Consider the following 25,254-nt stretch of genomic DNA (forward strand, 5'->3'; position numbering starts at 1 on the left):
GCTCATCACGCATCGGGCCACGCGCGTGCGGCGCGGGCCGCACACCACGCACACAGGAGTACAGCGCATGTCCGAAGAACCCACCGAAATTCCCGGCTGGAAGCATATTTATTCCGGTAAGGTCCGAGACCTCTACGTTCCCGCCGAGGGGAACGACGTCGTCGGATGTTCCTTCGCGGATAATGCCGAGGCTCGGGCCGGTTCCGTCATGGTGGTGGCAACCGACCGGATTAGCGCCTTCGACCACATCCTGCCCACGCCGATTCCCGACAAGGGAAAGATCCTGACCCAGCTGAGCCTGTGGTGGTTCGACCAGTTGAAGCAGGTGCCCAATCACGTCCTGTCGACCTCGGTTCCCGAAGAGGTCTCCGGACGGGCCATGATCTGTAAGTCTCTGTCGATGTTTCCCGTCGAATGCATCGCGAGGGGGTATCTGACGGGGACCGGGCTCAAGGAATATCAAACCTCGGGGACGGTCTGTGGCGTGCCGTTGCCAGGCGGGTTGGTGGACGGCTCGCGCTTGGAGGAGCCCATCTTTACCCCGACAGGCAAGGCCGAGGTCGGGGAGCACGATGAAGCGATCACCTATGAGGAAGTCTCTGATGCCGTGGGCGCATCGATGGCGGAGCGGGTTCGCGAGCTGACGTTATACATCTATTCCACCGCGGAGGAGATCGCCCGAGAACGAGGCATCATTTTGGCGGACACCAAGGTGGAATTCGGCCTTGACTCCTATTTCGGCGAGGTGACCTTGGGCGATGAGGTGCTCACCCCGGATTCCTCACGATTCTGGGATCGCGATCAGTGGGAACCCGGCCGCCCTCAATCGAGCTTTGACAAGCAATTCGTGCGTGACTGGTTGACGTCGGACGCTTCCGGCTGGGACGGCAAGACGACTCCGCCGGAGCTTCCGCAGGAGGTCGTCGAGAAGACGAGGGCACGGTACGTGGAAGCTTATGAGAAGCTCACCGGGCTGGAATTCTCCGCGTAGGCCACCCCAAAGAACCATCGGATGTGTGCGCTGACTCGCTCGGCGGCCAGCTCCGCGTCACGATCTTTGACCGCCGCGAGTATCCCGCGGTGTTGTTCTTGCAAGTGACGTTTGACCTCGGGCCAATCGGTAATCCTCGGCACGCCTTCTTGGACGTATCCGACCGTGGCCTGGCGGAGGGAATCGAGGATCGTGGTCACCACCACGTTCCCGCCGAGACTGGAGATCAGCAAGTGGAATTGGGCGTCGAGCTCGTGGAAGCGGGCGTCAGGTAGGTTCGGGTCGTCCAGCTCATCGAGGCAACGCGCGGCACGGGTCATCGTGACCTTGTCGGACGTGCCTTGCCAGAGATTCGCGGCGTCGGATGCGGCTCGCGACTCGAGTTGCTCGCGCGTGGCAACGACGTCGCTCACCGGCAGAAACTTCGATGCCAAATGCATGCGCAGGCCCCAGCCCAGGGCGGCCGATGGCTCGGATACCACGGCCGCACCCGCGCTGGGGCCGGAACCTACGCCGGATCGAACCAGACCCATCGCCTCGAGAACCCGGATGGCCTCGCGGACTGATGCCCGCGAGATCCCGAAGCTCTCTGCCAGCGCGCGTTCCGACGGCAACCGATCGCCGACGGTAAGCTCGCCGCTGCGCAATTTGCGTTCGAGGGACTGGACGATGATGCTGTAGGCCTTATTTTCCACATGCATAGCCTAGACGTAAGATTCCCGGCTCTGACTAGGGCAGCATCCATGCGAGCACGTTGGACTGCAAGAAGACCAACAGGCAGATGATCAAGAGCATCGCGATGGACCAGGGAACAACCTTCTTGAAGATGTCCGATTCCCGACCTTCCATACCGACCGAGGTGGCGGCAATGGCGAGGGACTGCGGCGAAACCATCTTGCCCACGACGCCGCCGCTCGAGTTGGCGGCGAGCATCAGGTTGGGATCCAATCCGGCATTTTGGGCCGCGGTGTGCTGGAGGTTCGAGAACAGAGCGTTCGCGGAGGTGTCCGATCCCGTCACTGCCGTGCCCAACCAGCCGAGGGTCGGGGAGAGGAACGCGAAAATTCCACCGAGAGAGGCGAGGAACGTACCGATCGCGACCGTCTGCCCCGAGAAATTCATGACGTAGGCCAACGCGAGAACCGACACGATGGTCAGTGCGGACCACCGCATGCGATAGAAGCACGTCCACAGCTGGGCGACGGCGTGCCCGATGCCCAGGCGGTAGCGGCCTTTCTCGTTGAAAACGGCGTACACCACGGTGACGATGAGGCCCGCGATCAACAACATGGTTCCAGGGTTAGACAGCCACTGGAACTTGTAAACGGCTCCGGAAATCGGCTTGCCGCTGGCGTTGACGATGTGCTCCGAAATGATGGGCCAGGGAATCTTGACATCCGTCTTGGCCAGCAATTCCGGCAAATTCACGCCGGCCTTCCACAACTTGCCCATCGCGAAGACGGCAACGACGACGACGTAGGGAACCAGTGCCATCCAGACTCGGCCGGGCTTCAACTGTTCCGCCTGAGGGGGTGCCGCGATGTTGTTGCGTGTGCGGAAGTCCTCCGCTCCTCGGGGCTTCCAAACCTTGAGGAAGAGCACGGCCACACCCATGGAAACGAGGCACGCGACGATGTCGGTGAGTTCGTAGGAGAAGTACGTGGAGGACCACCACTGGGCTACACCGAAGGACAGACCGATGACGATGGCGGCCGGCCAAGCGTCCTTAACGCCCCGGAAGCCATCGAGGAGCCACAGCAGGATCAGCGGAACAATCACGGCGACGAACGGTGCCTGGTGGCCCACGATGGCTCCGATCAGCGCCGGGTCCTCATTCGTCAGGGTTCCAGCAGTCGTGATCGGGATAGCCAGTGCGCCGAAGGCGACGGGAGCGGTGTTGGCCACCAAAACCACGACGGCGGTGCGCAACGGGGCAACCCCGAGGGCGAGGATCATCGTGGCCGTGATGGCCACGGGAGCGCCGAATCCGGCAAGGGCTTCCAGGAGGCCGCCGAAGCAGAAGGCGATGAGGATGGCCTGGACGCGCAGATCACCGCCGCCGATGCGGTCGAAGATCAAGCGCAGGTCTTCGAATCGCCCGGACTCCACGGTGACTTGGTAGAACCACAGGGCCGTGACGATGATCCACACGATGGGGAAGGCGCCGTAGGCCAGACCTTGGGTTCCAGAGAGCAGAGCCAAACCAAGAGGCATATGGAAGCCAATCCAGGCAACCAATAGAGAAACCAGAAGTGCCGTCAGCGCTGAGACGTGCGCTCGGGCTTTGACGCCCAGAAGCATGATGAAAAAGGTCAACAGCGGCAGTGCTGCGACGAGGGCCGTGAGGCCGACCGAGCCTGCGACGGCCGTGGTGGTGGCTGTGAACGAGTCCACGCGGTCTCCTTGTGTCATGGAGGGGAAGCCGCGAAGGCCGCTTCACCTCTGATGCGATCTGTGACGATGCACGGTGTATGCGGCCTGCACGTCATTGTGTCGCCCATTACACTGTGGTCAGACCAGACCATACCCAGATCATGGTCCGAATCCAAAACATCCAGTGCGTCACGGGGGTGGGGAAGCGTCCGGGTGGCGGATGACGTTTTCTGAACGACACTCCGGATCGAAGTGTTGCCCGACATGACGTGGTGACTTGCGCGTGGGAGAGGGCGGATGCAGTGAGTTAGGCCGGCCTTATTGGAGGCAGTTAACAAAATGTCACTAAGGTGAAGTCAACTCCGGCGGTCCTTTCATGCCTTCACGGGAGAAGCTCCGCCTGCATCCACAGAATTTGGAGACGCCATGAGGATTGCACTCTTTTCAACGTGCATCGTGGACGCGATGTACCCGAGGGTCGCACGGGCAACCGTGGATATCTTGGAACGCTTGGGCCACGAAGTCATCTTCCCTCCCGGGCAGACGTGTTGTTCCCAGATGCACGTCAATAGCGGCTATTTCGACGATGCCTATCCCGTGGTCAAGAACCACGTCAAAGCCTTCTCCGAATGGGACTACGACGTCGCCGTGGCGCCGTCGGCCTCGTGCGTGGTGTCATTGGATCATCAACAGCCTATGATCGCGCGGCACGCCGGCGACGAAAAGACGGCTCTGGCGGCCGAGGAAGTGGCCGGACGAACCTTTGAACTGTCGAAATTGCTGATCGACGTACTGGGCATCACCAACGCGGCCGAACAGCTGGGCTCGTACTTCCCGCACAAGGTCACGTTCCACTCTAGCTGCCACGGAATGCGGCTCATGAAGCTCGGCACGCGCCAGTCCGACCTGGTCCGGACCGTTGAAGGACTCGAATTCGAGGACCTTCCCGATCTTGACCAGTGCTGCGGCTTCGGCGGAACCTTCTCCTTCAAAAACGCGGATACCTCCGGCGCCATGGTCGCGGACAAAGTAAAGAACATTGAATCCACCGGCGCCGAACTGTGTACCGGCGGTGACGTGTCCTGCTTGATGAACATCGACGGCGCGCTGTCCCGCAAGGGCTCCAACGTTTCGACCGTCCACTTTGCCGAAATCCTCGCGAGCACTCGGGAAAATCCCCTTGAGGTTTCCGGGCCCGTAGCGATCTCCACTACTTCAGGAGGCAAGTAGTCATGACTGTTACCTCATTGGGCATGCCCAAGGTTCATCACGGAACTGGCAATATCGTGGCCAAGGAGTCGTTCACGCAGTTCGCGAGCCGCGAGCTGAAGAACGAGCAGCTCCGGGAGAACCTGGGCTTCGCGACGCACACGATTCGCGATAAGCGCCTCAAGGTTGTCAGCGAGCTGCCGGACTGGGAGCTCCTGCGTACGGCCGGATCCGAAATCAAGCAAGATGTCATGGCTCGTCTCCCGGAGCTCTTGGAGGAGTTCGAAAAGAACTTCACCGAGCGGGGAGGCCACGTTCACTGGGCGCGTGATGCCAACGAGGCGAACCAGATCGCCTTGGACATCATCCGCGAGCAGGGCGTGGAAGAGGTCATCAAGATCAAGTCCATGGCCACGCAAGAGACGGGCCTCAACGAATTTCTCGAGGAACAAGGCGTTTCGGCCATCGAAACCGACCTCGCCGAAGAAATCGTTCAGATGGGTGACGATAAGCCGTCACACATCCTCGTTCCCGCGATTCACCGCAATCGGTCCGAGATTCGTGACATCTTCCTCAAGAAGATGCCCGGAATTGATCCCAACATCACGGATCAGCCGTCGGAACTCGCCGAGGCTTCCCGTCACCACCTACGCGAAAAGTTCTTCCGGAACACGGTGGCGATTTCGGGAGCGAATTTCGGCGTCGCCGACTCCGGAACGCTGACGATCGTTGAGTCCGAGGGTAATGGGCGTATGTGCCTGACCTTGCCGGACACTCTGATCTCGTTCATGGGCATCGAAAAGCTCGTTCCCACCTTCCAGGATCTGGAAGTCTTTCTTCAGTTGCTGCCCCGCTCCTCGACCGGTGAGCGGATGAACCCGTATACCTCGATGTGGTCCGGCGTGACCCCGGGCGATGGCCCGCAGAATCTTCACGTGATTCTGATGGATAACGGCCGGACGGCGGCCCTTGCCGACGAGGTCGGACGTCAGGCTCTGCACTGTATCCGGTGCTCCGCCTGCATGAATGTGTGCCCGGTGTATGAGCGCGCAGGCGGGCACGCGTACGGTTCGGTGTACCCAGGACCCATCGGGGCGATTCTTTCGCCGCTGATGACCGGCGTCGAGGAACAATCGAATAATTCATTGCCGTACGCTTCCTCGCTGTGCGGTGCCTGCTACGAGGCTTGCCCGGTTAAGATCAACATCCCGGACGTGCTGGTTCACCTGCGCGGCAAGGACATTGACGCCAAACACGGCAAGGGCGACGACGGCGAAAAGCGCCACCTGCCCGACCAGATGGACGCGATGATGGCCGGTGCCAAGGAGATGTTCTCCCGGCCGTTCTTGCTCTCGACCGCGGTGCGTGGGCTCCCGGTGGGGCGCATCGCCGCTGGCCGAAGCCACAAGATTAGCTGGCTTCCCGGATTGGTCGGAGGCTGGACGAAGTACCGTGACATCCCGGAACCGCCGAGCCAGGCCTTCCGCCATTGGTGGAAGAAGAATCGTAAGAACGCCTCGCAGAAGCGGACGGGACAAGCGCCGGTAGACGTGCAGGCCCTGCTCGCCAAGAACGAGGGGCTCGCGCAGAAATTGCACGAGGAGCAAGCACTCAAGGCGAAGGCCGCGAAGGACAGGGCCGCTGAGCAAGGCCGGTCCGAGGAGTCGGGAGATACCACCACCCAGGAAGGGCGTGACTAGCGATGTCTGATGCCAAGGCTGACATTCTGGGCCGGATCCGCGACGCTCTCGCGGATCATCCCGTGCCCCCGACGCCCACGCGGGAATACCGCACCGAGTCGACCAAATCGGCCGAAGCCGTGCGGGATATGCTCAAGGATCGTCTCATCGATTACAAGGCGAACGTCTACGAAGAGACGACGTCGACCGTAGCGGAGAAGATCAAGGAGCTGTTGGGGCGTTCGTCGATGTACGTGATCCCCAACGGTCTGAATCTCGAGTGGATTCCCGAAGACAGCGCGGCGCGTCGTCATATCGTCGATTCGGGGAATGCCCCGAAGGCCGGCTCCTTGACCCATCGGGAATTGGATTCGGTCAACGCGGTGGTCACCTCGTCGACCGTCTCGTGCGCGGAGACAGGCACCATTTTCCTCAACGGAACGAATGAGGAAGGCCGCCGCGCCATCACGTTGGTTCCGGATCATCATATTTGCATCGTTCCGGCCGAATCCATTGTGGAGTTGGTCCCCGAAGCCATGAGGCGGGTGGATCCGGAGCGTCCGATCACGATGATTTCGGGCCCGTCGGCAACCTCGGACATCGAATTGCAGCGCGTCGAAGGGGTTCACGGTCCTCGGACCTTGGACGTCATCATTCTCGACCGCTAACTGCGGCCTCCGCGAGCCCCGCGGTGACGGTTTCCTCGAAGCCGTCAACGCGGGGCTTTGTCTTGCCTCGTCCACACCGCGAAATACCACCGCGTTTTTTCGGCGGGATCCACAGCAAGGAGCCTTTAGGGGCGCGCCCGGCCCGGGCGTCGATGGCGTGAGGGGATGATGTCGCCATGACAGTGACATGGAGACTCAGGCGCTCTCGGCCTTCGGTATTACGCAGGGTCGTCGGAGCTTTGGTCGCCGCGATCATGGTGGGCACCTTGGTGGTCGTGTGGGAGCCCCACATCCCGTGGATGAGGCCTCAGCGGTCCTCGACGTCTCGGAGTGCCGTGGTGCCGGAAGAGATCGCGACCCAGATGGCTGGGCTTCGCGTGGGTGTCAAAGAGAATCCGCCAGGATATCGGCGTGAGCTGTTCGGTCCCGCGTGGTTCGACGAAGACCGCAATGGGTGCGACACCCGCAACGACATTCTCCGTCGTGACCTCGTCGAATCTTCGATGAAAGGGGAAGGGTGTTTGGTGGCAAGCGGGACATTGCACGATCCCTATACGGGACGTGACATCGATTTCTCGGCGGGGAAGGAATCGAGGAGGGTTCAGATCGACCATGTGGTGGCACTAGCGGATGCATGGGCCTCAGGCGCGTCCCGGTGGACGTCCGGACGCCGTCGGGCTTTTGCCAATGATCCGGAGAATCTTCTTGCGGTGGACGGGCCCACGAACGAAGCCAAGGGGGCTAACGACGCATCCGCGTGGTTGCCGCCTCGTGAAGAATATCGATGTGCGTACGTCGTGCGTCAGATCCGAGTCAAGGCGCGCTATAACTTGACCGTGACCGCGCCGGAGCGCACGGCGATGCTTAACGTGCTCGCGACGTGCCGTTCGCCGGCTTGAACCGTCCGGCTCAGACTCCGGGATTGAGTTGGCGGTTGATACGGTGAACCAACATGTCCAACGCCACGAGGTTCGTTCCGCCTTCGGGCACGATCAGATCTGCGCGTCGCTTGGATGGCTCGACGTACAGCTCGTGCATCGGCTTAACGCTGGAGAGATACTGCTCTTCTACGGACTCGACGGACCGTCCGCGCTCCAACACATCGCGCTTGATGCGCCGCAGAATGCGCACGTCGGCATCCGTGTCGACGAACAGTTTGATGTCGCAGCGTTGGCAGATGTCGTCCTCGGCGAAGATCAGGATTCCCTCCATGATCACGATGGGTTGGGAATCGATGATCATGGTTTCTTCGGATCTGTTGTGATCCGCGTAGTCGTAGATGGGGCATTCGATGCTGCCACCGGCGATCAGCTGATCCAAGTGCTTGACGAGCAGTTCATTGTCGAAGGCTTCGGGGGCGTCGTAGTTGAGTCGGCACCGCTCGTCGTAGGTGAGGTCGTCGTGCCTCTTGTAGTAGTTGTCGTGATACACCACGGCCACGTGCTCGTTGAAACGCGAAATCAACTCGTGGGTCAGCGTGGTCTTACCGGAACCGGTGCCTCCGGCAATGCCGATAACCAGTGGTTTCATAGCTCAGGATGCTCTCTACGACGACGACGTGCTTCTCTATTCTGCCGCACGATCTCGTGGCGGCCGACCGTTGTGTGGCCACCCACCTTTCCGATGGGCGGGCAACGAAAAGCCCCGGCTTCCTTCCGAATCGCCCGGCGGCGGAGTCGAAGGAAACCGGGGCCAACCTTGATTCGCTGCCACAAGGGCGCGAATACAGGCAATGCGCTATTCGGCGGTCACCTCGGCGTCTGCAAAGGTCGCCGTGTCGATCACGCAACGGAACTTGACGTCACCGGCCACGACGCGGTCGTAGGCGTCGTCCACCTCGTGAACGGAAACCTTCTCGATCTTGGCGCCGAACCCATGCTCCGCGCAGAAATCGAGCATTTCCTGAGTCTCCGGAATACCGCCGATATTCGAGCCAGCGAGGGCCTTGCGGCCCATGATCACGGAAGCGAAGCTCAGTTCCTGCTTCTCCGGCGGGAGACCGACAACGGCCATGACACCACGAGGCTTGAGCAGGCTCATGTACTGGTCCACCGGGATCGACGCGGAAATGGTGTTGAGGATCATGTCGAACTCTCCACGGTGCTCCGAGAAGAAGTTCTCATCGGTGGTCGCCAGCGTACGAGCGGCTCCGAGCTCACGAGCCTCGGCTTCCTTCTTGAGGGTCCTGGACAGCACGGTGACCTCTGCACCCTTGGCCGCGGCGATCTGCACGCCCATGTGGCCCAGTCCGCCTAGACCGAGAACGGCAACCTTCTGACCCTCCTGGACATCCCAGGTAGCCAGGGGCGAGTAGGTGGTGATTCCCGCGCACAGCAACGGGGCTGCGACGTCGAAATCCAGGGCATCGGGGATGCTCAACACGAAGTTCTTATTCACGACGACCTTTTCGGCATAGCCGCCCTGAGTGATGGTTCCGTCCACGTCTTTCGAGTTGTACGTGCCGACGGAGCCATTGGTGCAGTTCTGCTGTTGCCCGGCCTGGCATTCCTCGCATTCGCCGCAGGAATTGACCAAACAACCAACGCCGACGCGGTCACCGACTTTGTATTCGGTGACGTCCGAGCCCACGGCTTCGACGACGCCCGCAATCTCGTGACCGACGGTCAACGGGAAATGAGCTTCTCCCCACTCGTTGCGAATGGTGTGGATGTCGCTGTGGCAAATGCCGGCGGCCTTGATGTCGATGAGGACGTCATCGGGGCGGGGATCGCGCAATTCGATGCGAGCGACCCGGTACGGCTGGTCGGGCCCGGTCTTCTGAAGTGCTTTTACGGAGATGGGCATGAGGATGCCTCCTGAAATAGTCGTCATGGGATCCACATATCAATGTACGACTATGTTTCCTTGATGTCGTGGGCCGTTCGCCCTCCGCATGAAGAGCAGGTCGCTGGGAGTCTGACCATGCAGCTCAGCAGGTCGGGACGGTTAGATGCCGCAGGTGTTAAGAAAGCTCACGTTATCCGTGCCTTGTCGGCGTTGACGCAGGCTAATGGTCTCGTCTGTTGTCCATGTTTCTTCGGAACCTCTCACATCCGGTTGCAACGGGTCGATGAAAATGACAATCCTGAAGTTCCATGCTTGCTATCCATGGAACCTCAGGGCGTCAGAAGATAGTAATTATCATTGTTTGTTTATCGTACTCATAAACTTCATCAGCTCTAGAGTTTGCGATGGTTGTTATCAGTTGAACCCATTTGCATCTCTGACGAATTTGGTAGTGATATGTCAAACGTCCCAATAGAAATGGACGGGCCATTAATTTCTATTTGTTTAGGTATTTCATCTTGCATTAAGGAGAAGGTCGGGTTGGGTTGACTTTCTTTAGGTTCTAGAAGTTTGTCGGGTGGAATTGTCGACAAAGCATCTTTTACTTTCTGTGTTGACAACCCATTTTGGGGGCCTCGCTGGGCCTGCGCTGGGGAGGCGCCTGTCAGTGAAAAAGAGATTGCGAGTAAAGTGGTTAGGGTGGATGAGATAAGTTTTTTCACTGCAACTCCAAAGTCAGAAAAACACAGTCATTCAAATTTGGAGTAGTAAATTACTGCATACTGTGTTGAAGGTCAAGCCTTGTAGGGGTGTGCAGGGAGTGGCCCTCTGTGTAAAGGCAGGTTGGCGAAAGTGCGGAACGGCGCAACTACCTGACTCAACTCATCAGCTCGTGAGGACATATCGGCACGCCCGCAGCCGGGGGTTCAGTTCGGGTGAGGTGGACGGATGCCCAAGTGAGGGGTAGGACTGGACATCATGGCCCCACCGCAATCTGACTCCTTCGACACTGAGCAAAAGAAGATCCTGGCGCTGACGCTGGTCCCGTTGTTCATGTCGTTGTTGAGCGTTTCCATCGTCAATGTCGTGCTCCCCTCGGTCCAGGATTCCATCGGGGCGAGTAGTTCCGAATTGCAATGGGTTCTATCCGGCTATGCGCTGGCCTTTGGTGTGCTCCTGGTTGCGGCTGGGCGTGCCGGGGACGTCTACGGACGCGGGCCTCTCTTCCTTGCCGGGGTCGGGCTTTTTGGGGCCGGGGCTTTGGCCTCGGGACTTGCGCCGTCGGCCCTGGTGCTGAATATCGCGCGCGTTGCGATGGGGCTCGGGTCGGGATTATTGAATCCGCAGACGATTGGGCTCATGCAGCAATACTTCAAGGGCACCGCCCGCGGTAAAGCATTCGGGCTCTTTGGCGGCGTCGTCGGAGTATCGGTAGCGGTGGGACCCGTTCTCGGTGGCGTGCTCGTGGCTGTTTTCGGGGAGACCCTCGGCTGGCGCGCGTCTTTCCTCGTCAATGTGCCGATCTGTGTGGTCGCGCTCCTGCTGGCCAAGGCCTGGTTGCCGGACTCGGCTTGGAAGCCCGTTCCGGCTGAGCACACGACGTCGTCCCTTCCGGTGGTCGATCCTGATCGGCCGATGCGCAAACGCAAGGTCGATCTTGACCCCGTGGGGCTGGTCATGTTCGGTTTGGCGATATTGCTGATCATGTTGCCGTTTGTTGAGTCGGCAGCGGGCACCTGGATCTGGAGTTCGTTGGTAGTCGGCTGTGGACTCCTCGGACTGTGGGTGTTGTGGGAATCGCGCTACCGACGCCGCGGTGGTGAGCCCATGGTCGACATGGCCCTGTTCAAGACCCGCTCGTTCGCTAACGGGACCATGCTGATCGGGCTGTACTTCGTGGGTGTAACGAGCGTCTGGGTGCTCGTAGCTTTGTACATGCAGTCGGGTCTTCATCACACGGCGTTGGCCTCGGGCATGATGGGTCTCCCCGCGGCGGCGGCCAGTGCGATCAGCGCCCCCATCGCGGGCCGCCACATTGTGCGCATCGGTCGGCCCCTGGTCTTGATAGGGATGATGTCCGTGCTCTTCGGCCTGCTCAGCACAGCCTTTCTGGTGTATTTGCACGGGACCATCGGCCTCAGCGAATGGTGGATGCTGCTCAGCTTGACCTTTGTGGGTGGCGGACAAGGGCTCGTCGTGAGCCCCAACCAGACTTTGACGCTCGCGGACGTGCCGATGAGATACGCGGGTTCGGCCGGCGGCGTGCTTCAAACCGGGCAACGCGTCGGCACCTCGATTGGTATCGCCGCCATCACCGGGGTGGTCTTTGCAACGGTCGCCTCGTCAGATTGGCCTACGGCCATGATGACCGGCTTGCTCGTGATCGCCGCCGTGGTGGTTCTGGCGGGATGTGTGGGAGTTCGGGACATGATGCAAGGACGACGAGCCGCCCCCAACGCCTGATCGTCAGAGTCAGAGGGACGAGAAACGACGAAGCCCCGGAGCGTGAAAACGCTCCGGGGCTCATTATGTCGGGATGACAGGATTTGAACCTGCGACCTCGTCGTCCCGAACGACGCGCGCTACCAAGCTGCGCCACATCCCGATGTTGACGTGTCCGCGCGAATACTCGCTATTGCGTCACGCAACTTCTCTAGAATAGCCGATCGGTGAAAAGGCGGCAAACCAGCGGGATGTGCTCTCAGCCATTCCGTGGGCACGGGTTAGCGGCTGGCCCACTCCACGAGCTGGACGATGTTCTGATAGGCATGGCCGGTGGCTTCGGTCATGCCCTGTTCGCAGGTGCGGTTGGTCGACGCATACGCGTCATAGCTTCGTTGATTGACCTCTGCGGCCTCGGCTCGAGTGGCGGCCTCGGTGAGTTCGGGATGCAACATCCCGCGGTCGCCCGCGTATCCGCAGCACCCCCAACGTGTCGGAACATCACACGTTTCGGCCACGGCCTGACCGAGCTCGACGAGATGGTCCTTAAGCCCCAGATGGGTCACGGAACAGGTGGGATGAACGACCAAAGCGTCGAGTTTTCGACGAATCGTGAGGCGCGGCAACACCTCGGTGGCGACAAACTCCACGGAATCCACGAACCGAAGGGCAGAGTAGTCGCGCACGGTTCCGTCGTGGCCGACCGTGGGACCGTGTTCCGCCGTTTCAAGGGCCTTGGCCTTCATCGTCCGGAGGCCCTCGGTGCACGACGACGCATCGCAGACAATCGGTAATTCGCCGCCCTGAGTCGCATCCCAGAGGGCCGGAAGCACCCGTTCCGAGATGACGTCATAGCCTCCACTGAATCCCTTGGATTTCCATGGGGTTCCACAACACATCGAGCCGATGCCATCGGGGGTCGACCATCGGAGGCCGGCCCGCTGAGCAACGGCCATGAGAGAGCCTGTGGCCCCTTGCTCTGTCGCGGAACCTTGCTCGTCGACCGCGCCGAACATGGCGTTGACGCAGGCCGGGAAGAACACGAACGATGCGGCGTCGTCGTGACGGGGTGCCCGGCGTTGACCACCTGAGGGAAGCTGGGCGTTGTAACGCGGAACGACGTCGTCGCCGACGAGTTTGCGCGCGACGTCGGTTGCGGTCGTGGGAACGGGCCAGGGGAGGGCCTTCGCGGTCCGCAAGCCGTACCCCGCAGCGGTATTCACCGCGCCCCACCCGCGAGCGGCTGCCTTCCATCCGGCGGCCTCGAGAGGATTCTGGTTTTCCGATCGGAGTCGACGGACCAGGTCACCTGTGTCGATGCCGACCGGGCAGCGCGTCTGGCACATGCCGTCCACGGCGCAGGTTTGGACGCCTTCGTAGTCCCAGTCTCCTTCGAGGCTCTGAGCTAACTCATGATCTCCCCGGGTATGGGCCGCCTTGATCTCGCGCCGCATCACGATGCGTTGTCTCGGCGTAAGGGTGAGATCCCGAGAAGGACATACCGGTTCGCAATAGCCGCATTCCACGCACCGATCGACCTCTTCCTCGACCGGCTCTTCGACCTTGAGGTTCTTGACGTAGGAATCCGGGTCGTCGTTGATGATGACCCCCGGATTCAACATGGAACCTGGGTCGACGAGCCGTTTGATGTCGTGCATGACCTCGTACAGCTCATCACCGAATTGACGCCGGACGTAGGGGGCCATGATGCGACCCGTGCCGTGTTCGGCCTTCAGGGATCCGTTGTGACCCAAAATGAGATCGACCATGTCTTCCGTAAACCGTTGGTACCGCTGCACCTTGGAATCCACGGCGAATTCTTCATTGAGCATGAAGTGGATATTGCCGTCTTTCGCGTGTCCAAAGATCACCGAATCCTTGTACTCATGGTCCGTGAACATGGCCCCCAAGCTGCGGCAGGTCTCACCCAGCGTTTCCACGGGAACGACGACGTCTTCCAAGAGTGCATTGGTTCCCTGAGGTCGATTGCCAGCGACCGCAGCGTACAGGTTGTTGCGGGCGGCCCACAGAAGCTCTCGTTGCGAGGCGTCCTCCGTCATAGACAGCGGAGATGCCAGGTTGAGATTCTTCAGAGCCGGCCACGCCTGCTGTTTGAGGTCGGTAATCTCTTTCGATGATTCACCGTTCAATTCAACGAGCAACGCGGCGTGCTGATCAACATCGATTTCCGCCAGTGCATCGGCCACTTGACCGGATCGTTGGGCCACGGAAATCGAGGTAGCGTCCAGCAATTCGACGGTCGACATGCCCGCCTCCACCAGGTCCGGAACGGAGGAGGCAGCGGAAAGCAGATCCGGAAAGACCAGAAGTCCTGTGGAGGTGGCGTCCAGGATTTTCAGCGTGCGAAAGGTTGCTGATGCAACGAAGCCGAGCGTGCCTTCCGAACCGATGAGGAGGTGCTCCAGGATTTTCACGGGCGACTCGAAGTCCACCAGAGAGTTAACCCCATATCCCATCGTATTTTTCATGGAGAATTGGTGCGCGATGATGCGCCGCGACTCGGCATTGTCCATCACGCGCCGACGAAGCCGCAGGAGCCCTTCATGGATGGCGGGTTCTTGCTCCTTCAGCTGCTGGTCGGCGTCGGAATCAGAGGTATCAATCATGGTCCCGGACGGGAGGATGAACACCATAGACTCGAGGGTTCTATAAGTGTTGAAGTCGGTTCCGCAGGACATCCCGGACGAGTTATTGGCGACGACGCCGCCCACCGTGCACGCCGACGATGAGGCGGGGTCAGGTCCCAATTTCCGGCCGTACCGTTTGAGCGCACCGTTGACGGCGCCGACTGTGGCTCCGGGCTGCACCCGAACGCGCGCTCCCTCATCCAGTATCTCGATGCCCCGGAACGAGCGGCGGGTATCGACCATCACGCCGTCGGAAACTGCTTGGCCTGAGAGGCTCGTTCCGCCCGACCGGAAGGACATCGGCAGGCCCGCTCGGTGAGCGGCGGCCATCACCTGAGCCACCTCACCTGCCGATGAGGGCCTCACGATGCCCTGCGGAACCATCAGGTAATGGGAGGCATCGTGTGCCATCGCGAGCCGGTCAATATTTCGGTGGCTCGTAGGAATCTGGTGGGCGGCCAACTCCGTCTCGACGGCGGAAAATTCTGGGGTGGTTTCGGTGAAGCGGTGAGAAGCGGGGGAGGATGTGGTCTGGCTCATGGGCCCATCCTAGGTATTTGTCGTGCGTCCTCCTAGGCAGGTCAGGCATACCTCACAAGTCACGTGCAGTCGGGGAGGAGCCACCGTGCAGGGCTCCTCTTTCATGACTCCTCGGTGTCAGGAACCGGACCTCGCGGTGAGCCGGACGACGACGGCTTCCGGCGGGCAGAAGAGCCGAACCGGTGCGAAGCGAGAGGTTCCAAGGCCTGCAGAAACCTGTAGTGGCGCCGATCCTTCGTAGCTCACACCCTTCGCTCGGGACGGGGCGAGGTCACAATTGGAGACGACGGCCCGTCCACCGGGAAGGCAGATTTGCCCGCCGTGGGTGTGCCCGGCGAACATTACTTCGGCTCCGTCCTCGGCGAACTGACGGATGGTGCGCAGATACGGGGCGTGCATGACGCCGATGCGCACGGAAGAATCCTGCGGGTCATTCGATTCGGGGTTGAAACCCGGGTGGCGGTCGTAACCGAGATGCGGGTCATCGACACCCGAGAAATCCAGACGAACCCCACGGATGGTCAGGGCATCGGTCCGGTTGATGAGCCCTTTCCACCCGCGTTTTTCGAAAGCGGCGTGCATTTTTTCGAAGGGAAGCCGCTGATGGTCAGGATCGCGGGCTTCGTTGCCGGTATGACGCCACAGGTAACGCGCTGGATTCTTCAATCGGGGAGCGAAATAACAGTTCGACCCCGGGACGAAGACTCCAGGGAAGTCCATGAGGGGATCCAGCGCGGTGAGGAGCGGGTCCAGGCCATCGATGTGGCTGAGGTTGTCGCCGGTGTTGATGACCAAATCCGGTTGGAGTTCGGCCAGCCCGTGCATGAAGGCCGTCTTGCGGCGTTGGCCCGGGATCATATGCATATCGGAAATATGCAGAATGACGATGTCGGGCGAGCCCGGAGGGAGCACCGCGAGACGTTCCTCGCGGACCTGAAAGCGGTTGAGCTCGATGAAATGTCCGTAAGCAAGGACGGACGCGGCCCCCGCCGCGGTCGCCATCCCGATCCCACCGACGAGGGCAGGGAGGGAGGTGATCGAGGCGGGGGCCGTGGTGTGAAGGCGTCCGCTCATCGCAGGCTAGTCAGCCTTCTTGGACTTGATCTGATCGTTCACGACCTTGTCAGAGGGATTGGTGAACGCGTCCGTGTTGTAGTCCCGGGCCACAGCCTGCATGTAGTTCTGCCACTGTTTACCGGCGTACGTGGAACCATCCACATAATCCTTGGTTTGGCCGTTGATGCGCAGGCCATTCAAGGAGCGCGAACCGAGATCGACGTTGCCCACCCACGAGGCGGTCGAAACGCCACGCGTGTAGCCGACCGTCCAGGTCTGGGTGGAATTATCCGTCGTACCAGTCTTGGCGGCAGATGCATTCTCCAGGCCAATGCCGCGGTTGTAAGCGGAACCCTTGGTCAGGACGTTCTTGAGCACATAGTTCACACCGCGTGCGACGTCGGGATCAACGGCCTGATGACAGCTGCTCGGAGCAACGTCCAACTTCTTGCCACTGCGGTCGGTCACTTCCGTGATAGAACGCGGAGCGCAGTACTTGCCTTCCGCAGCGTAGGTGGCGAAGGCATTGGCCATGGCCATCGGCGCTACGTTCTCCGTACCGATCAACGAGGCCAAGGAATCCTCGGTGTTGATGCGACCCCTGGACTCATCGCCCTTGACCACGCCGAGGTCGGCAGCAGTCTGGCCGACGCCGCAGAGATCGAGATAATTATCCATCGCGTACAAGGCCGAGTTGATGGAGTTGTAAATTCCCTCGTTGACCGTCATCGGATGGTTATAGCCGGTCTCCGCGTTTTGGAAGGACCATGCCCCGTTGGCACCGGGGTTCACGACGGAACCGCCAGGCTTACAACTCGCGCGCCATTTAGTGCCAGCTGGGTAGCTCAACGGTGACGCATCGATCGTGGCGTCCACCCCGTTGCCTTCCTTGATCCACTGGGTCAAGGAGAAGGCCTTGAAGGTCGAACCTGGCTGGAAGCCTGGGGTACCTCCCATCTGGGAGTCGACATTGTAGTTGTAAACGGTGTTACCGACGCCCTTGCCATTGTTGTAATTCGAATTCTGGGCCATCGAAAGAATGTTGCCAGTACCGGGTTCGACCGAGACCAAGGACGTACTCACCGAATCGGGATTGTTGTCGGTGGGCTGGGTCTGGTTGACCTGGTCTTGAGCGGTCTGCTGGTCCTTGCTCTTGAGCGTCGTCTTGATGGTCAAGCCGCCGCGGGTGAGTTTGGCCAGTCGCTCCTTGGAATTGGCACCGAATCGCTCGTCCTGAGTGAATTCGTTACGAACGTAGTCACAGAAGTACGGAGCGTCTGTTGCTGCGGTACAGCCTGAATTTGTGTGGTGGATGTCGAGGTCGAGCGGGGCTGCCTTGGCTTCCTCGTACTGGGCCTCGGTGATCTTGTTATGGATCAACATCGAGTGGAGAACGGTGTTCCGTCGGTTCGTCGCTGCCTTGGGATTGGCTTCGGGATCGTAGTAGGTCGGCGACTGAACCATGCCCGCGAGGAGTGCGGACTGCTGGATATTGAGATCCTTGGCGTCCTTGCCCCAGTAATACTGCGAGGCCGCCTGAACGCCGTAGTTGCTGCCGCCGTAGTTCACGATGTTGAGGTAGCCGTTGAGGATCTCGTCCTTCGACTTGTTCTGCTCCATCGAGATGGCGAGCTTCATCTCTTTGATCTTGTCCAGCATGCCCTTGTTGGCGCCCATGGTGGAGGTGGCGTCCGCGCCCTTCTGGGTCGCTTGATCAATCAGCAGGTTATTGACGTACTGCTGGGTGATGGTGGAGGCGCCCTGTCGGGTTCCGGGGTGCACGAGGTTATTCAGCACCGCGCGGCCGATGCCGAACGCGTCAACACCGCCGTGTTCATAGAAGCTGTCGTCCTCGATCGCCAACTGAGCGTTAACCATGTTCGGCGAGATCTGGTCCAGCGACACTTCTTCACGGTTCTCGGAATAGAACGTCGCGAGGGTCTTGCCGTCACTGGTCAGAAAGGTCGACGGACCTGAGAGTGGGCCGTCGGAGAGGTCGCTAGGGAGGCCCTTGAACCAGTTGATCGAGGCGCTGGCCGTGAGACCGGCGGTCGCGGCCGGCGGGATCAACAATCCGGCCGTCACGAATCCCGCGACGATACTCAGGGCAATGAACTGAATGAAGTCGCTCGGATTGCGCCGTTCGCGCCGCCGAGCTGATTTCTTGGGTGAAGCCATTCCAACAGCATACAAGTCGATCAGGGAAAACGTGTGGCGAACGAGCCCTCTGTGGATAAATCACACCGTGTCCGGAAATCGGCTGGAAAACCCCTGAAAATCCCGCCTGTTGATGCGAGCCTCTGGCCTTTCTCTCAGGTTCGCTCTCCGCCGCTTGGAATAGCGCCATGTGTCCGACGTGGATAGTCTTGTTCCATGACTCAATGGGAATACGCCACCGTGCCGCTGATGATCCACGCGACCAAGCAGATCCTCGACAATTGGGGACACGACGGATGGGAGCTCGTCACCGTGCTGCCGGGTAACGCTCCGGCCGGCGATGCGCCCTCCGGCAATATGGTCGCGCCGACGCAGACTAACCCGATCGCCTATTTCAAGCGCCCTAAGGAGGCCTAAGCGATGACGACTTCACAGGTCGAAGCGCGGTTGAAAGACATGGGACTCACGGTTCCCGAGGTGGCGACGCCCGTGGCCTCGTATGTGCCGGCCGTAATTTCGGGACAGTATGTCTATACCTCAGGGCAGATTCCCGTGCAGAACGGTGAATTCGCTTTCAAGGGCAAGGTTTCAGAAACCGGAGCCGATGGCACCGTGAGTTTGAATGACGCCATCGATCAGGCTCGTGTGTGTGCCTTGAATACATTGGCCGCGGTTAAATCCGTGATTGGAGACCTCGACCGCGTCAAGCGCGTGGTTAAGGTCACGGGATTCGTCAGTTCGGATCCTGAATTTACTGGTCAGGCGCAGGTTCTCAACGGTGCGTCGGAGTTGTATGGTAAAGCGTTCGGGGAAGCCGGGATCCACGCCCGCTCCGCCGTCGGCGTTGCCGTGCTTCCCCTCGACGTCCCCGTTGAAGTGGAACTCATCGTTGAATATTCCTAAACCTCTGGCCTTCCCGGGCCACCGGGTCGCCGCGCAATCTGGGCGCCCGACCTGCACCGTTGCGTCGTCGCCGTACTATTTTCCGCTCTCCGAGCGTCAAGAGACGGCGGCGCGGGCCTGGCTCGACGAGAATGACCAGTCCGCGTGCTGTCAGATGAAGACGGCGGCCTCGGTGATCTTTATCCGAGAAGGCCACGACGGGCTGGAGACTTTCCTTACCTATAGGACCACCCCTGGTTCGCCCTTGGGTCGTGTCTCCTTTCCCGGCGGGGTCTCCGAACCGGGTGATCACGAGCCGATCGGTTGGTACGGGCCGACGCCGTCGCAGTGGGCCGTCAAACTTGGCCACGACGACGTGGTGGCCGCCCGAAGCGCTGTGATCGCGGCGATTCGGGAGAGCTTTGAAGAGGTCGGTGTGTTGTTCGCGGGTCCCACGGACCAGGACACGGTCGAATACACCGAGGCCAGCGAGACGATGAATTCTCGGGAGGCCATCGCCGGACACGAGCTCGGTTTCATCGACTATCTCAAGAGGGCCGGGCTCAAAGTGCGGACTGACCTCTTGAAGCCTATTGGTCGGTGGCAAACGCCAGATTTCTCACACCGTCGTTTCGATACGCACTTCTTCGCATCCGTCGTTCCGGTGGGGCAGCGGCCTAAACTCTTGACCTCGAAAGGTCAGTGGGGGCGTTGGGTATCCGCCGGAAGTCTTGTGGGGAACCGGGACTCGACGGCTCTCGGAGACGAAATCGGTTTGGAAGATACTGTAGGTAAGACCATTTCCCAGCTGGTAACGCCGGGAACCCTCTTCCTCCTGGAAGCCATTTCGGCCTGCCCCACGACCATCGCATTCCTCACGAAAAAGCGCCGCGTTCACGTGAAGAAGCCCGAACTCGTGGAAAAGGATGGGCAGCTGATGCTCGCCTTCGATCCGCCTCGCGACGCCGTGAGGACACGCGACAAGGGAGCCTGAACCGATACCCAGGACTTAACTGAAGACAACGGCAAAGGGCCGGATGCTTGAAGCATCCGGCCCTTTGCCTATCCGCCGTGACGGCGAACCATCAAGCGTTAGCGGCTCCGCTGACGGAGGCGCTGGAGGTCGAGAATCACGACGGCGCGAGCCTCGAGTCGAATCCATCCGCGCTGGACGAATTCGGCGAGAGCCTTATTCACGGTCTCGCGAGAAGCTCCGACGAGCTGGGCCAACTCTTCCTGAGTGAGCTCGTGAGCCACGAGGATGCCATCCGTCGCCGGGCGACCGAAGCGATCTGCGAGATCGAGCAGAGCCTTGGAGACGCGGCCCGGAACGTCGGAGAAGACCAAGTCGGCAAGATTCTCATTGGTGCGCCGCAGGCGACGTGCCAGTGCCTGGAGCACCTGGCCCGAAATCGAGGGGCTCTTGTCCATGGCCTTCTTGAGGCTTGCGTGCTTGACGCCAGCGAGACGGGTTTCCGAAACGGCGGTCGCCGACGTCGAGCGGGGGCCCGGATCGAACAGGGCCATTTCGCCGAAAATCTCCCCGGGACCCATGATGGCCACCAGGTTTTCGCGTCCGTCGGAGGCCGTGCGGCCCAGCTTGATCTTGCCGGAGACGACGAAGTACAGCTGATCTCCGGGGTCGCCCTCGTAGAACAAGGTCGCCCCGCGGGACAGATCTACCTCGGTTACATCGTCGGTTAGTGCGGCAAAAGCCTCGTCGTCAAGAGTTGCGAAAAGCGGTGCCCTGCGCAGAACCTCGATATCCATCTTTCTCCTCAGTGATCAGCGTCATTTTCGGTGCCCAATGCGATCTCTGCATCACAACAATCCTGCAGCCTGGGCAAGATTGCGGCGACCTGTGACAAATTCAACGTACCTTGATGCCACTCTATAAGTTGCGTATCGAATTCGCCACAGACCGGAGCCACTCTTCGCGCACAGCTTGGGAGCGAGTGGAGTATGAGGCTCTTGCCAGGTGGGAAGGGTAACGTCGAGGTCTCCACCGACCACGGCTTTACTGCGATGCGTTCGCGATGATTGGTGCTTCGACATGATTGACTTCACAGTTCTCGACTGGATTCTCCTTCTCGTTCTCCTGGGATACTTCCTGGGCGGACTGGCCCGCGGATTTTTCATGACCCTCGGGGCGGTTGTGGGATTCGCCGCCGGCGCCGTCGCGGCCTTCTATGTGACGCCGTTCCTGGTCGAGAGGGTGAGTGGCGGCTGGAAGATCGCCGTCGCCGTCGCGAGCATCCTCGTGCTGATTTGTATCGGCCAGGCACTCGGCATTGCGTTTGGGCGGCCTTTGCGCCGATTGACCGAACGGACCGGCCTGGGGCCTCTCGACCGCATCGGCGGGGCCATCTTGAACCTCGTCACGTGTGCGTTCGTCATCGTCGCCCTCAGCTTTTCAGCCTCTCAATTCGGCGTGCCATCGATCTCGACCACGGTCGGTGATTCCACCATCATTTCGACGTTGCAACGTCTGACACCGCAACCGGTGCAGCGCGGGATTGCTCAGGCGAGGGCGGCGGTGCTGCAACAATCCGGCATCCCGCGGCTGGAGCAGCAAATCTTCCCCGAACAAGCCGCGCCCACCGAAACCGGGCCACAGAGCGACGGGCTGAAAACGGCGTCGGCCTCGGTCGTCAAGATCAACGGATCGGCCGATGCCTGCTCCCAAAATCAGTCCGGATCTGGCTTTGTCGCCTCTGGCGACCACGTGGTGACGAACGCGCACGTCGTGGCCGGAGTCGTGCATCCCGTGATTCAGAGTCGGAACGGACAGACGATACAGGCCACGGTTGTTGCCTATAACCCGGAGAAGGACCTCGCAGTTCTGTATGCACCGGATCTTGAGGCCCAGCCGCTGGACTTGGGACAGAACGGAACGGCCGGAGAAAAGGCGACCATCATGGGGTACGACCTCGGCGGCCCCTTTATGTCCCGCCCCGCTTCCATTCAGGGCCTGCAATATACGACGACAAAAACGCAAAATGGCACCACGAACGAGCCGCGGGAAATGTATCAATTGGCGGCCAACGTTCAAGAAGGCAATTCCGGTGGTCCATTGCTCAATGAGCAAGGTCAGGTGATCGGAGTGATCTTCGCCAAGGCCACCCAAGGCGAGACCGGCTATGCGCTGTCCATGACGGAACTGCACTCAACACTCGACGCAGCCACGTCGCTCACGAATCCCGTAGGAACGGGGCAGTGCACCGTCGGTTAGCGTTGCGCGAGGTAATCGAGGGCCATGATGTACCCATAGGCTCCGGCCCCGGCAATGACCGTCTCGGCTTGCAAAGAGACATAAGACCGGTGGCGAAATTCTTCGCGCCGATGCACATTCGAGAGGTGAACCTCGATCACCGGCAATTCGGCCGCTTCTAAAGCATCGTGAATCGCAATGGATGTGTGAGTGAACGCAGCGGGGTTAATGATGATCGCGCTGGCTTCGTCCCGGGCACGCTGAATTTCATCGATGAGAACGCCCTCGTGATTGGACTGCATGAACTCGATCCCTCGGCCCAATGCTCTTGCGTGCTCGCGGACCGTCGCTTCGATGTCGGCGAGAGTCGTCGTTCCGTAGATCTCCGGTTTGCGTCGACCGAGCATATTCAGATTGGGGCCGTTGAGAACGAAGATCGGTTTAGTCATGGCCACATTCTGGCACGCTTCGTGCGGGTAAAGCGACGGGCGCCCCAGAAAACTCCGGGGCGCCCGTCATCTGCGGATCGGCCGGCTATTTGCCGAGCGACTCCGTGATCTGATCCATCACGGTCTGATCCGCGAGGGTCGAGACGTCGCCGACCGGGCGGTCTTCCGCGACGTCCTTGAGCAACCGACGCATGATCTTTCCTGAGCGGGTCTTCGGCAGCTCGGGAACGATCAGGACCTTCTTCGGTTTGGCGATCGGCGAGATTTCCTCGCCCACGTGGTTACGGATCTCCGCGGCGAGCTCCGTCGGATCGCGATGCTCGGCCGTAGCCTCATCCGAGAGAATCACGAACGCGATCACAGCCTGGCCGGTCGTCTCATCGGATGCACCAACGACGGCGGCTTCCGCCACGGAATGGTGCGAAACGAGGGCGGACTCAATCTCCGGCGTCGACAGGCGATGCCCGGAAACGTTCATGACGTCGTCCACGCGCCCGAGAACCCAGATGTCGCCGTCGTCGTCGCGTTTAGCGCCGTCGCCGGCGAAGTACGTCGTCTCGTTGAAACGGGACCAATAGGTGTCCACGAACCGCTGATCGTCGCCCCAAATCGTGCGCAGCATCGAAGGCCACGGTTTCGTCAGAACCAACAGGCCGGATTCCCCATTGCCGAGCTTTTCGCCCAGGTCGTCCACGACGTCGACGCCGATGCCTGGCAACGGACGCTGAGCCGACCCCGGCTTGGCCGAGGTGATCCCCGGAAGCTGGGAGATCATGATGCCGCCCGTCTCGGTCTGCCACCAAGTGTCGACGATCGGGCATTTCTCCTTGCCGATCACCCGATAGAACCACTGCCAGGCTTCAGGGTTAATCGCTTCGCCCACGGTGCCCAGCAACCGCAAGGACTCGAGCGAATACTGGTTGGGAATCTCCTCGCCCCACTTCATCATGGTGCGAATGGCGGTCGGGGAGGAGTACATGATGGTCACGCCGTACTTATCGACGATCTCCCAGAAACGGCCCTGGTGCGGGTGATTGGGGGTGCCCTCATAGATAACCTGTGTGGCTCCGTTCAAGAGCGGACCGTACGCCACGTATGTGTGGCCGGTGACCCAGCCGATGTCTGCGGTGCACCAGAAGACGTCCGTCTCGGGCTTGATGTCGAAGACGTTGTAGTGGGTGTAGGCGGCGTGCGTCAGGTACCCACCCGTCGTGTGCAAGATGCCTTTCGGTTTTCCCGTAGTGCCGGAGGTGTACAGGATGAAAAGCGGATCTTCGGCGTTGTGCGGGACCGGGGTGTGCTCGGTCGAGGCCGACTCCACCGAGTCGTGCCACCAGATGTCGCGTCCCTCGGTCCAATCCACATCTTCGCCATTGCGCTTGACCACGACGACGTGCTCGACCGTGTCTCCGCCCTTCGCGAGAGCGTTATCCACGGCGGGCTTGAGCGTGGTGGGCTGTCCGCGCCGGTACGAACCGTCGGCCGTGACGACGAGCTTGGCCTCGCCATCTTCGATGCGGGAGCGGATGGCATCGGCAGAGAATCCGCCGAAAATGACCGAGTGAATCGCTCCAAGACGCGCGCAGGCCAACATGGTGATGACGGCCTCGGGAATCATCGGGAGGTAAACGGCGACGCGATCGCCTTTGCCGACTCCCAATTCGGAGAAAGCGTTAGCCGCTCGGGAGACCTCATCCTTGAGGTCCCGATAGGTATAGGTGCGGGAGTCTCCGGGCTCTCCCTCGAAGTGGATAGCGACGCGGTCACCGTGACCAGATTCGACGTGGCGATCGACGGCGTTGTACGCGGCGTTCAGTTCACCGTCCTCGAACCACTTGGCGAAAGGCGGATTGCTCCAATCAAGGGTCTGGGTGAATTCCTTGTCCCAGGTGAGAAACTTCTTGGCTTGAGTCGCCCAAAAGTCCGTACCTTGGTTCTCTGCCTGCTCGTAAAGATCGGCGGTGGCGTTGGCCTGAGCCGCGAAGTCTTTGGACGGAGGGAAAGTCTGGGAATTCTCGCTCACGGTTCTTCCTTTCGTGTGATGGACGGCGGCCTTTTTCATCCGCGTGGACGTCTGGCCTCCACTGTAATAGACATCTCGTGATCCGAATCACTGAGACAAGAGGTTTCGCACGGAGGGAACACCGAGTCACCCGCTCACA

Annotated in this window: 22 protein-coding genes and 1 tRNA gene; 10 read left to right on the forward strand and 13 right to left on the reverse strand. The window is 60.4% G+C overall.

Going from position 1 to position 25,254, the window contains the following annotated elements; translation table 11 throughout:
- The first annotated feature begins 67 nt into the window (after positions 1-67).
- On the forward strand, positions 68-991 hold the full coding sequence (locus D8M21_RS00680) for a phosphoribosylaminoimidazolesuccinocarboxamide synthase (protein WP_048683731.1): 924 nt from the start codon (positions 68-70) through the stop codon (positions 989-991).
- Here D8M21_RS00680 and D8M21_RS00685 read toward each other — a convergent pair.
- Complete coding sequence (locus D8M21_RS00685; RefSeq protein ID WP_238650876.1) at positions 955-1,686, reverse strand: FadR/GntR family transcriptional regulator; 732 nt, start codon at positions 1,684-1,686, stop codon at positions 955-957. The two genes, D8M21_RS00680 and D8M21_RS00685, sit on opposite strands and share 37 nt — an antisense overlap.
- Positions 1,687-1,720: 34 nt before the next feature.
- Positions 1,721-3,385, reverse strand: a complete 1,665-nt coding sequence (locus tag D8M21_RS00690; RefSeq protein WP_126855566.1) for an L-lactate permease — start codon at positions 3,383-3,385, stop codon at positions 1,721-1,723.
- Between the two features lie 405 nt (positions 3,386-3,790).
- On the opposite strand from D8M21_RS00690, the gene D8M21_RS00695 reads away from it, so the two are divergent.
- From D8M21_RS00695 to D8M21_RS00705, 3 genes are read left to right on the forward strand one after another with little or no spacing between them, the layout of a single operon-like run.
- On the forward strand, positions 3,791-4,594 hold the full coding sequence (locus D8M21_RS00695) for a (Fe-S)-binding protein (protein ID WP_048683721.1): 804 nt from the start codon (positions 3,791-3,793) through the stop codon (positions 4,592-4,594).
- Between the two features lie 2 nt (positions 4,595-4,596).
- Positions 4,597-6,273 (forward strand): lactate utilization protein B, encoded by a 1,677-nt coding sequence (locus tag D8M21_RS00700; RefSeq protein WP_048683718.1) that lies wholly within the window; start codon positions 4,597-4,599, stop codon positions 6,271-6,273.
- A gap of 2 nt (positions 6,274-6,275) precedes the next feature.
- A complete protein-coding gene (locus tag D8M21_RS00705) occupies positions 6,276-6,920 on the forward strand; it encodes a LutC/YkgG family protein (RefSeq protein ID WP_048683717.1) in 645 nt (214 codons plus the stop codon).
- Here D8M21_RS00705 and D8M21_RS00710 read toward each other — a convergent pair.
- Positions 6,904-7,176 carry a hypothetical protein gene (locus tag D8M21_RS00710; RefSeq protein WP_048683714.1) on the reverse strand — a complete coding sequence of 91 codons (273 nt, stop codon included), beginning with the start codon at positions 7,174-7,176 and terminating at the stop codon, positions 6,904-6,906. The two genes, D8M21_RS00705 and D8M21_RS00710, sit on opposite strands and share 17 nt — an antisense overlap.
- On the opposite strand from D8M21_RS00710, the gene D8M21_RS00715 reads away from it, so the two are divergent.
- On the forward strand, positions 7,175-7,819 hold the full coding sequence (locus tag D8M21_RS00715; protein ID WP_053090043.1) for an HNH endonuclease family protein: 645 nt from the start codon (positions 7,175-7,177) through the stop codon (positions 7,817-7,819). The two genes, D8M21_RS00710 and D8M21_RS00715, sit on opposite strands and share 2 nt — an antisense overlap.
- 10 nt (positions 7,820-7,829) lie before the next feature.
- On the opposite strand, the gene udk is transcribed toward D8M21_RS00715, so the two are convergent.
- From udk to D8M21_RS00730, 3 genes are all read right to left on the reverse strand, one after another.
- Entirely contained in the window at positions 7,830-8,450 is a 621-nt protein-coding gene (gene udk, locus D8M21_RS00720) for a uridine kinase (RefSeq protein WP_048683711.1), read from the reverse strand.
- Positions 8,451-8,657: 207 nt separating this feature from the next.
- Positions 8,658-9,725, reverse strand: a complete 1,068-nt coding sequence (locus tag D8M21_RS00725) for an NAD(P)-dependent alcohol dehydrogenase (RefSeq protein ID WP_048684061.1) — start codon at positions 9,723-9,725, stop codon at positions 8,658-8,660.
- 374 nt (positions 9,726-10,099) lie between these two features.
- Positions 10,100-10,429, reverse strand: coding sequence for a hypothetical protein (locus D8M21_RS00730; protein ID WP_126855570.1), 330 nt, complete (start codon positions 10,427-10,429; stop codon positions 10,100-10,102).
- 256 nt (positions 10,430-10,685) lie between these two features.
- Between D8M21_RS00730 and D8M21_RS00735 the strand changes: the two genes are divergently transcribed.
- Positions 10,686-12,170, forward strand: coding sequence for an MFS transporter (locus D8M21_RS00735; protein ID WP_048683708.1), 1,485 nt, complete (start codon positions 10,686-10,688; stop codon positions 12,168-12,170).
- Positions 12,171-12,238: 68 nt separating this feature from the next.
- Here the strand turns inward: D8M21_RS00735 and D8M21_RS00740 are convergent.
- The 4 genes from D8M21_RS00740 to D8M21_RS00755 all read right to left on the reverse strand — a co-directional run bounded on the left by D8M21_RS00740 (position 12,239) and on the right by D8M21_RS00755 (position 18,571).
- A tRNA-Pro gene (locus D8M21_RS00740) sits at positions 12,239-12,312 on the reverse strand.
- A gap of 118 nt (positions 12,313-12,430) precedes the next feature.
- Entirely contained in the window at positions 12,431-15,337 is a 2,907-nt protein-coding gene (locus D8M21_RS00745) for an FAD-binding and (Fe-S)-binding domain-containing protein (RefSeq protein WP_048683706.1), read from the reverse strand.
- A gap of 117 nt (positions 15,338-15,454) precedes the next feature.
- Entirely contained in the window at positions 15,455-16,411 is a 957-nt protein-coding gene (locus D8M21_RS00750) for a metallophosphoesterase (RefSeq protein ID WP_126855572.1), read from the reverse strand.
- A 6-nt stretch (positions 16,412-16,417) separates the two neighbouring features.
- Entirely contained in the window at positions 16,418-18,571 is a 2,154-nt protein-coding gene (locus tag D8M21_RS00755) for a transglycosylase domain-containing protein (RefSeq protein WP_048683698.1), read from the reverse strand.
- 195 nt (positions 18,572-18,766) lie between these two features.
- Between D8M21_RS00755 and D8M21_RS00760 the strand changes: the two genes are divergently transcribed.
- Genes D8M21_RS00760 through D8M21_RS00770 form a run of 3 tightly spaced genes read left to right on the forward strand, consistent with a single transcriptional unit; the run spans position 18,767 to position 20,426 of the window.
- On the forward strand, positions 18,767-18,967 hold the full coding sequence (locus D8M21_RS00760; protein ID WP_048683695.1) for a DUF4177 domain-containing protein: 201 nt from the start codon (positions 18,767-18,769) through the stop codon (positions 18,965-18,967).
- Positions 18,968-18,970: 3 nt separating this feature from the next.
- On the forward strand, positions 18,971-19,453 hold the full coding sequence (locus tag D8M21_RS00765) for a RidA family protein (protein WP_048683693.1): 483 nt from the start codon (positions 18,971-18,973) through the stop codon (positions 19,451-19,453).
- A complete protein-coding gene (locus tag D8M21_RS00770) occupies positions 19,440-20,426 on the forward strand; it encodes an NUDIX hydrolase (protein WP_238650878.1) in 987 nt (328 codons plus the stop codon). The genes D8M21_RS00765 and D8M21_RS00770 overlap by 14 nt, the downstream gene beginning before the upstream one ends.
- Before the next feature lie 98 nt (positions 20,427-20,524).
- Here D8M21_RS00770 and D8M21_RS00775 read toward each other — a convergent pair whose 3' ends face one another.
- Entirely contained in the window at positions 20,525-21,202 is a 678-nt protein-coding gene (locus D8M21_RS00775) for a Crp/Fnr family transcriptional regulator (RefSeq protein WP_048683688.1), read from the reverse strand.
- Between the two features lie 283 nt (positions 21,203-21,485).
- Between D8M21_RS00775 and D8M21_RS00780 the strand changes: the two genes are divergently transcribed.
- Positions 21,486-22,664 carry a MarP family serine protease gene (locus D8M21_RS00780; protein WP_048683685.1) on the forward strand — a complete coding sequence of 393 codons (1,179 nt, stop codon included), beginning with the start codon at positions 21,486-21,488 and terminating at the stop codon, positions 22,662-22,664.
- Here D8M21_RS00780 and aroQ read toward each other — a convergent pair.
- Both aroQ and acs read right to left on the reverse strand, forming a co-directional pair.
- Entirely contained in the window at positions 22,661-23,092 is a 432-nt protein-coding gene (gene aroQ / locus D8M21_RS00785) for a type II 3-dehydroquinate dehydratase (protein WP_048684056.1), read from the reverse strand. The genes D8M21_RS00780 and aroQ overlap by 4 nt on opposite strands.
- A gap of 85 nt (positions 23,093-23,177) precedes the next feature.
- Positions 23,178-25,154: an acetate--CoA ligase gene (acs, locus tag D8M21_RS00790; protein ID WP_048683682.1), complete on the reverse strand. Its 1,977-nt coding sequence runs from the start codon at positions 25,152-25,154 to the stop codon at positions 23,178-23,180.
- Between the last annotated feature and the right edge of the window lie 100 nt (positions 25,155-25,254).

The sequence above is a fragment of the Kocuria sp. HSID16901 genome (assembly GCF_003989425.1).
GTDB lineage: Bacteria > Actinomycetota > Actinomycetes > Actinomycetales > Micrococcaceae > Rothia > Rothia massiliensis.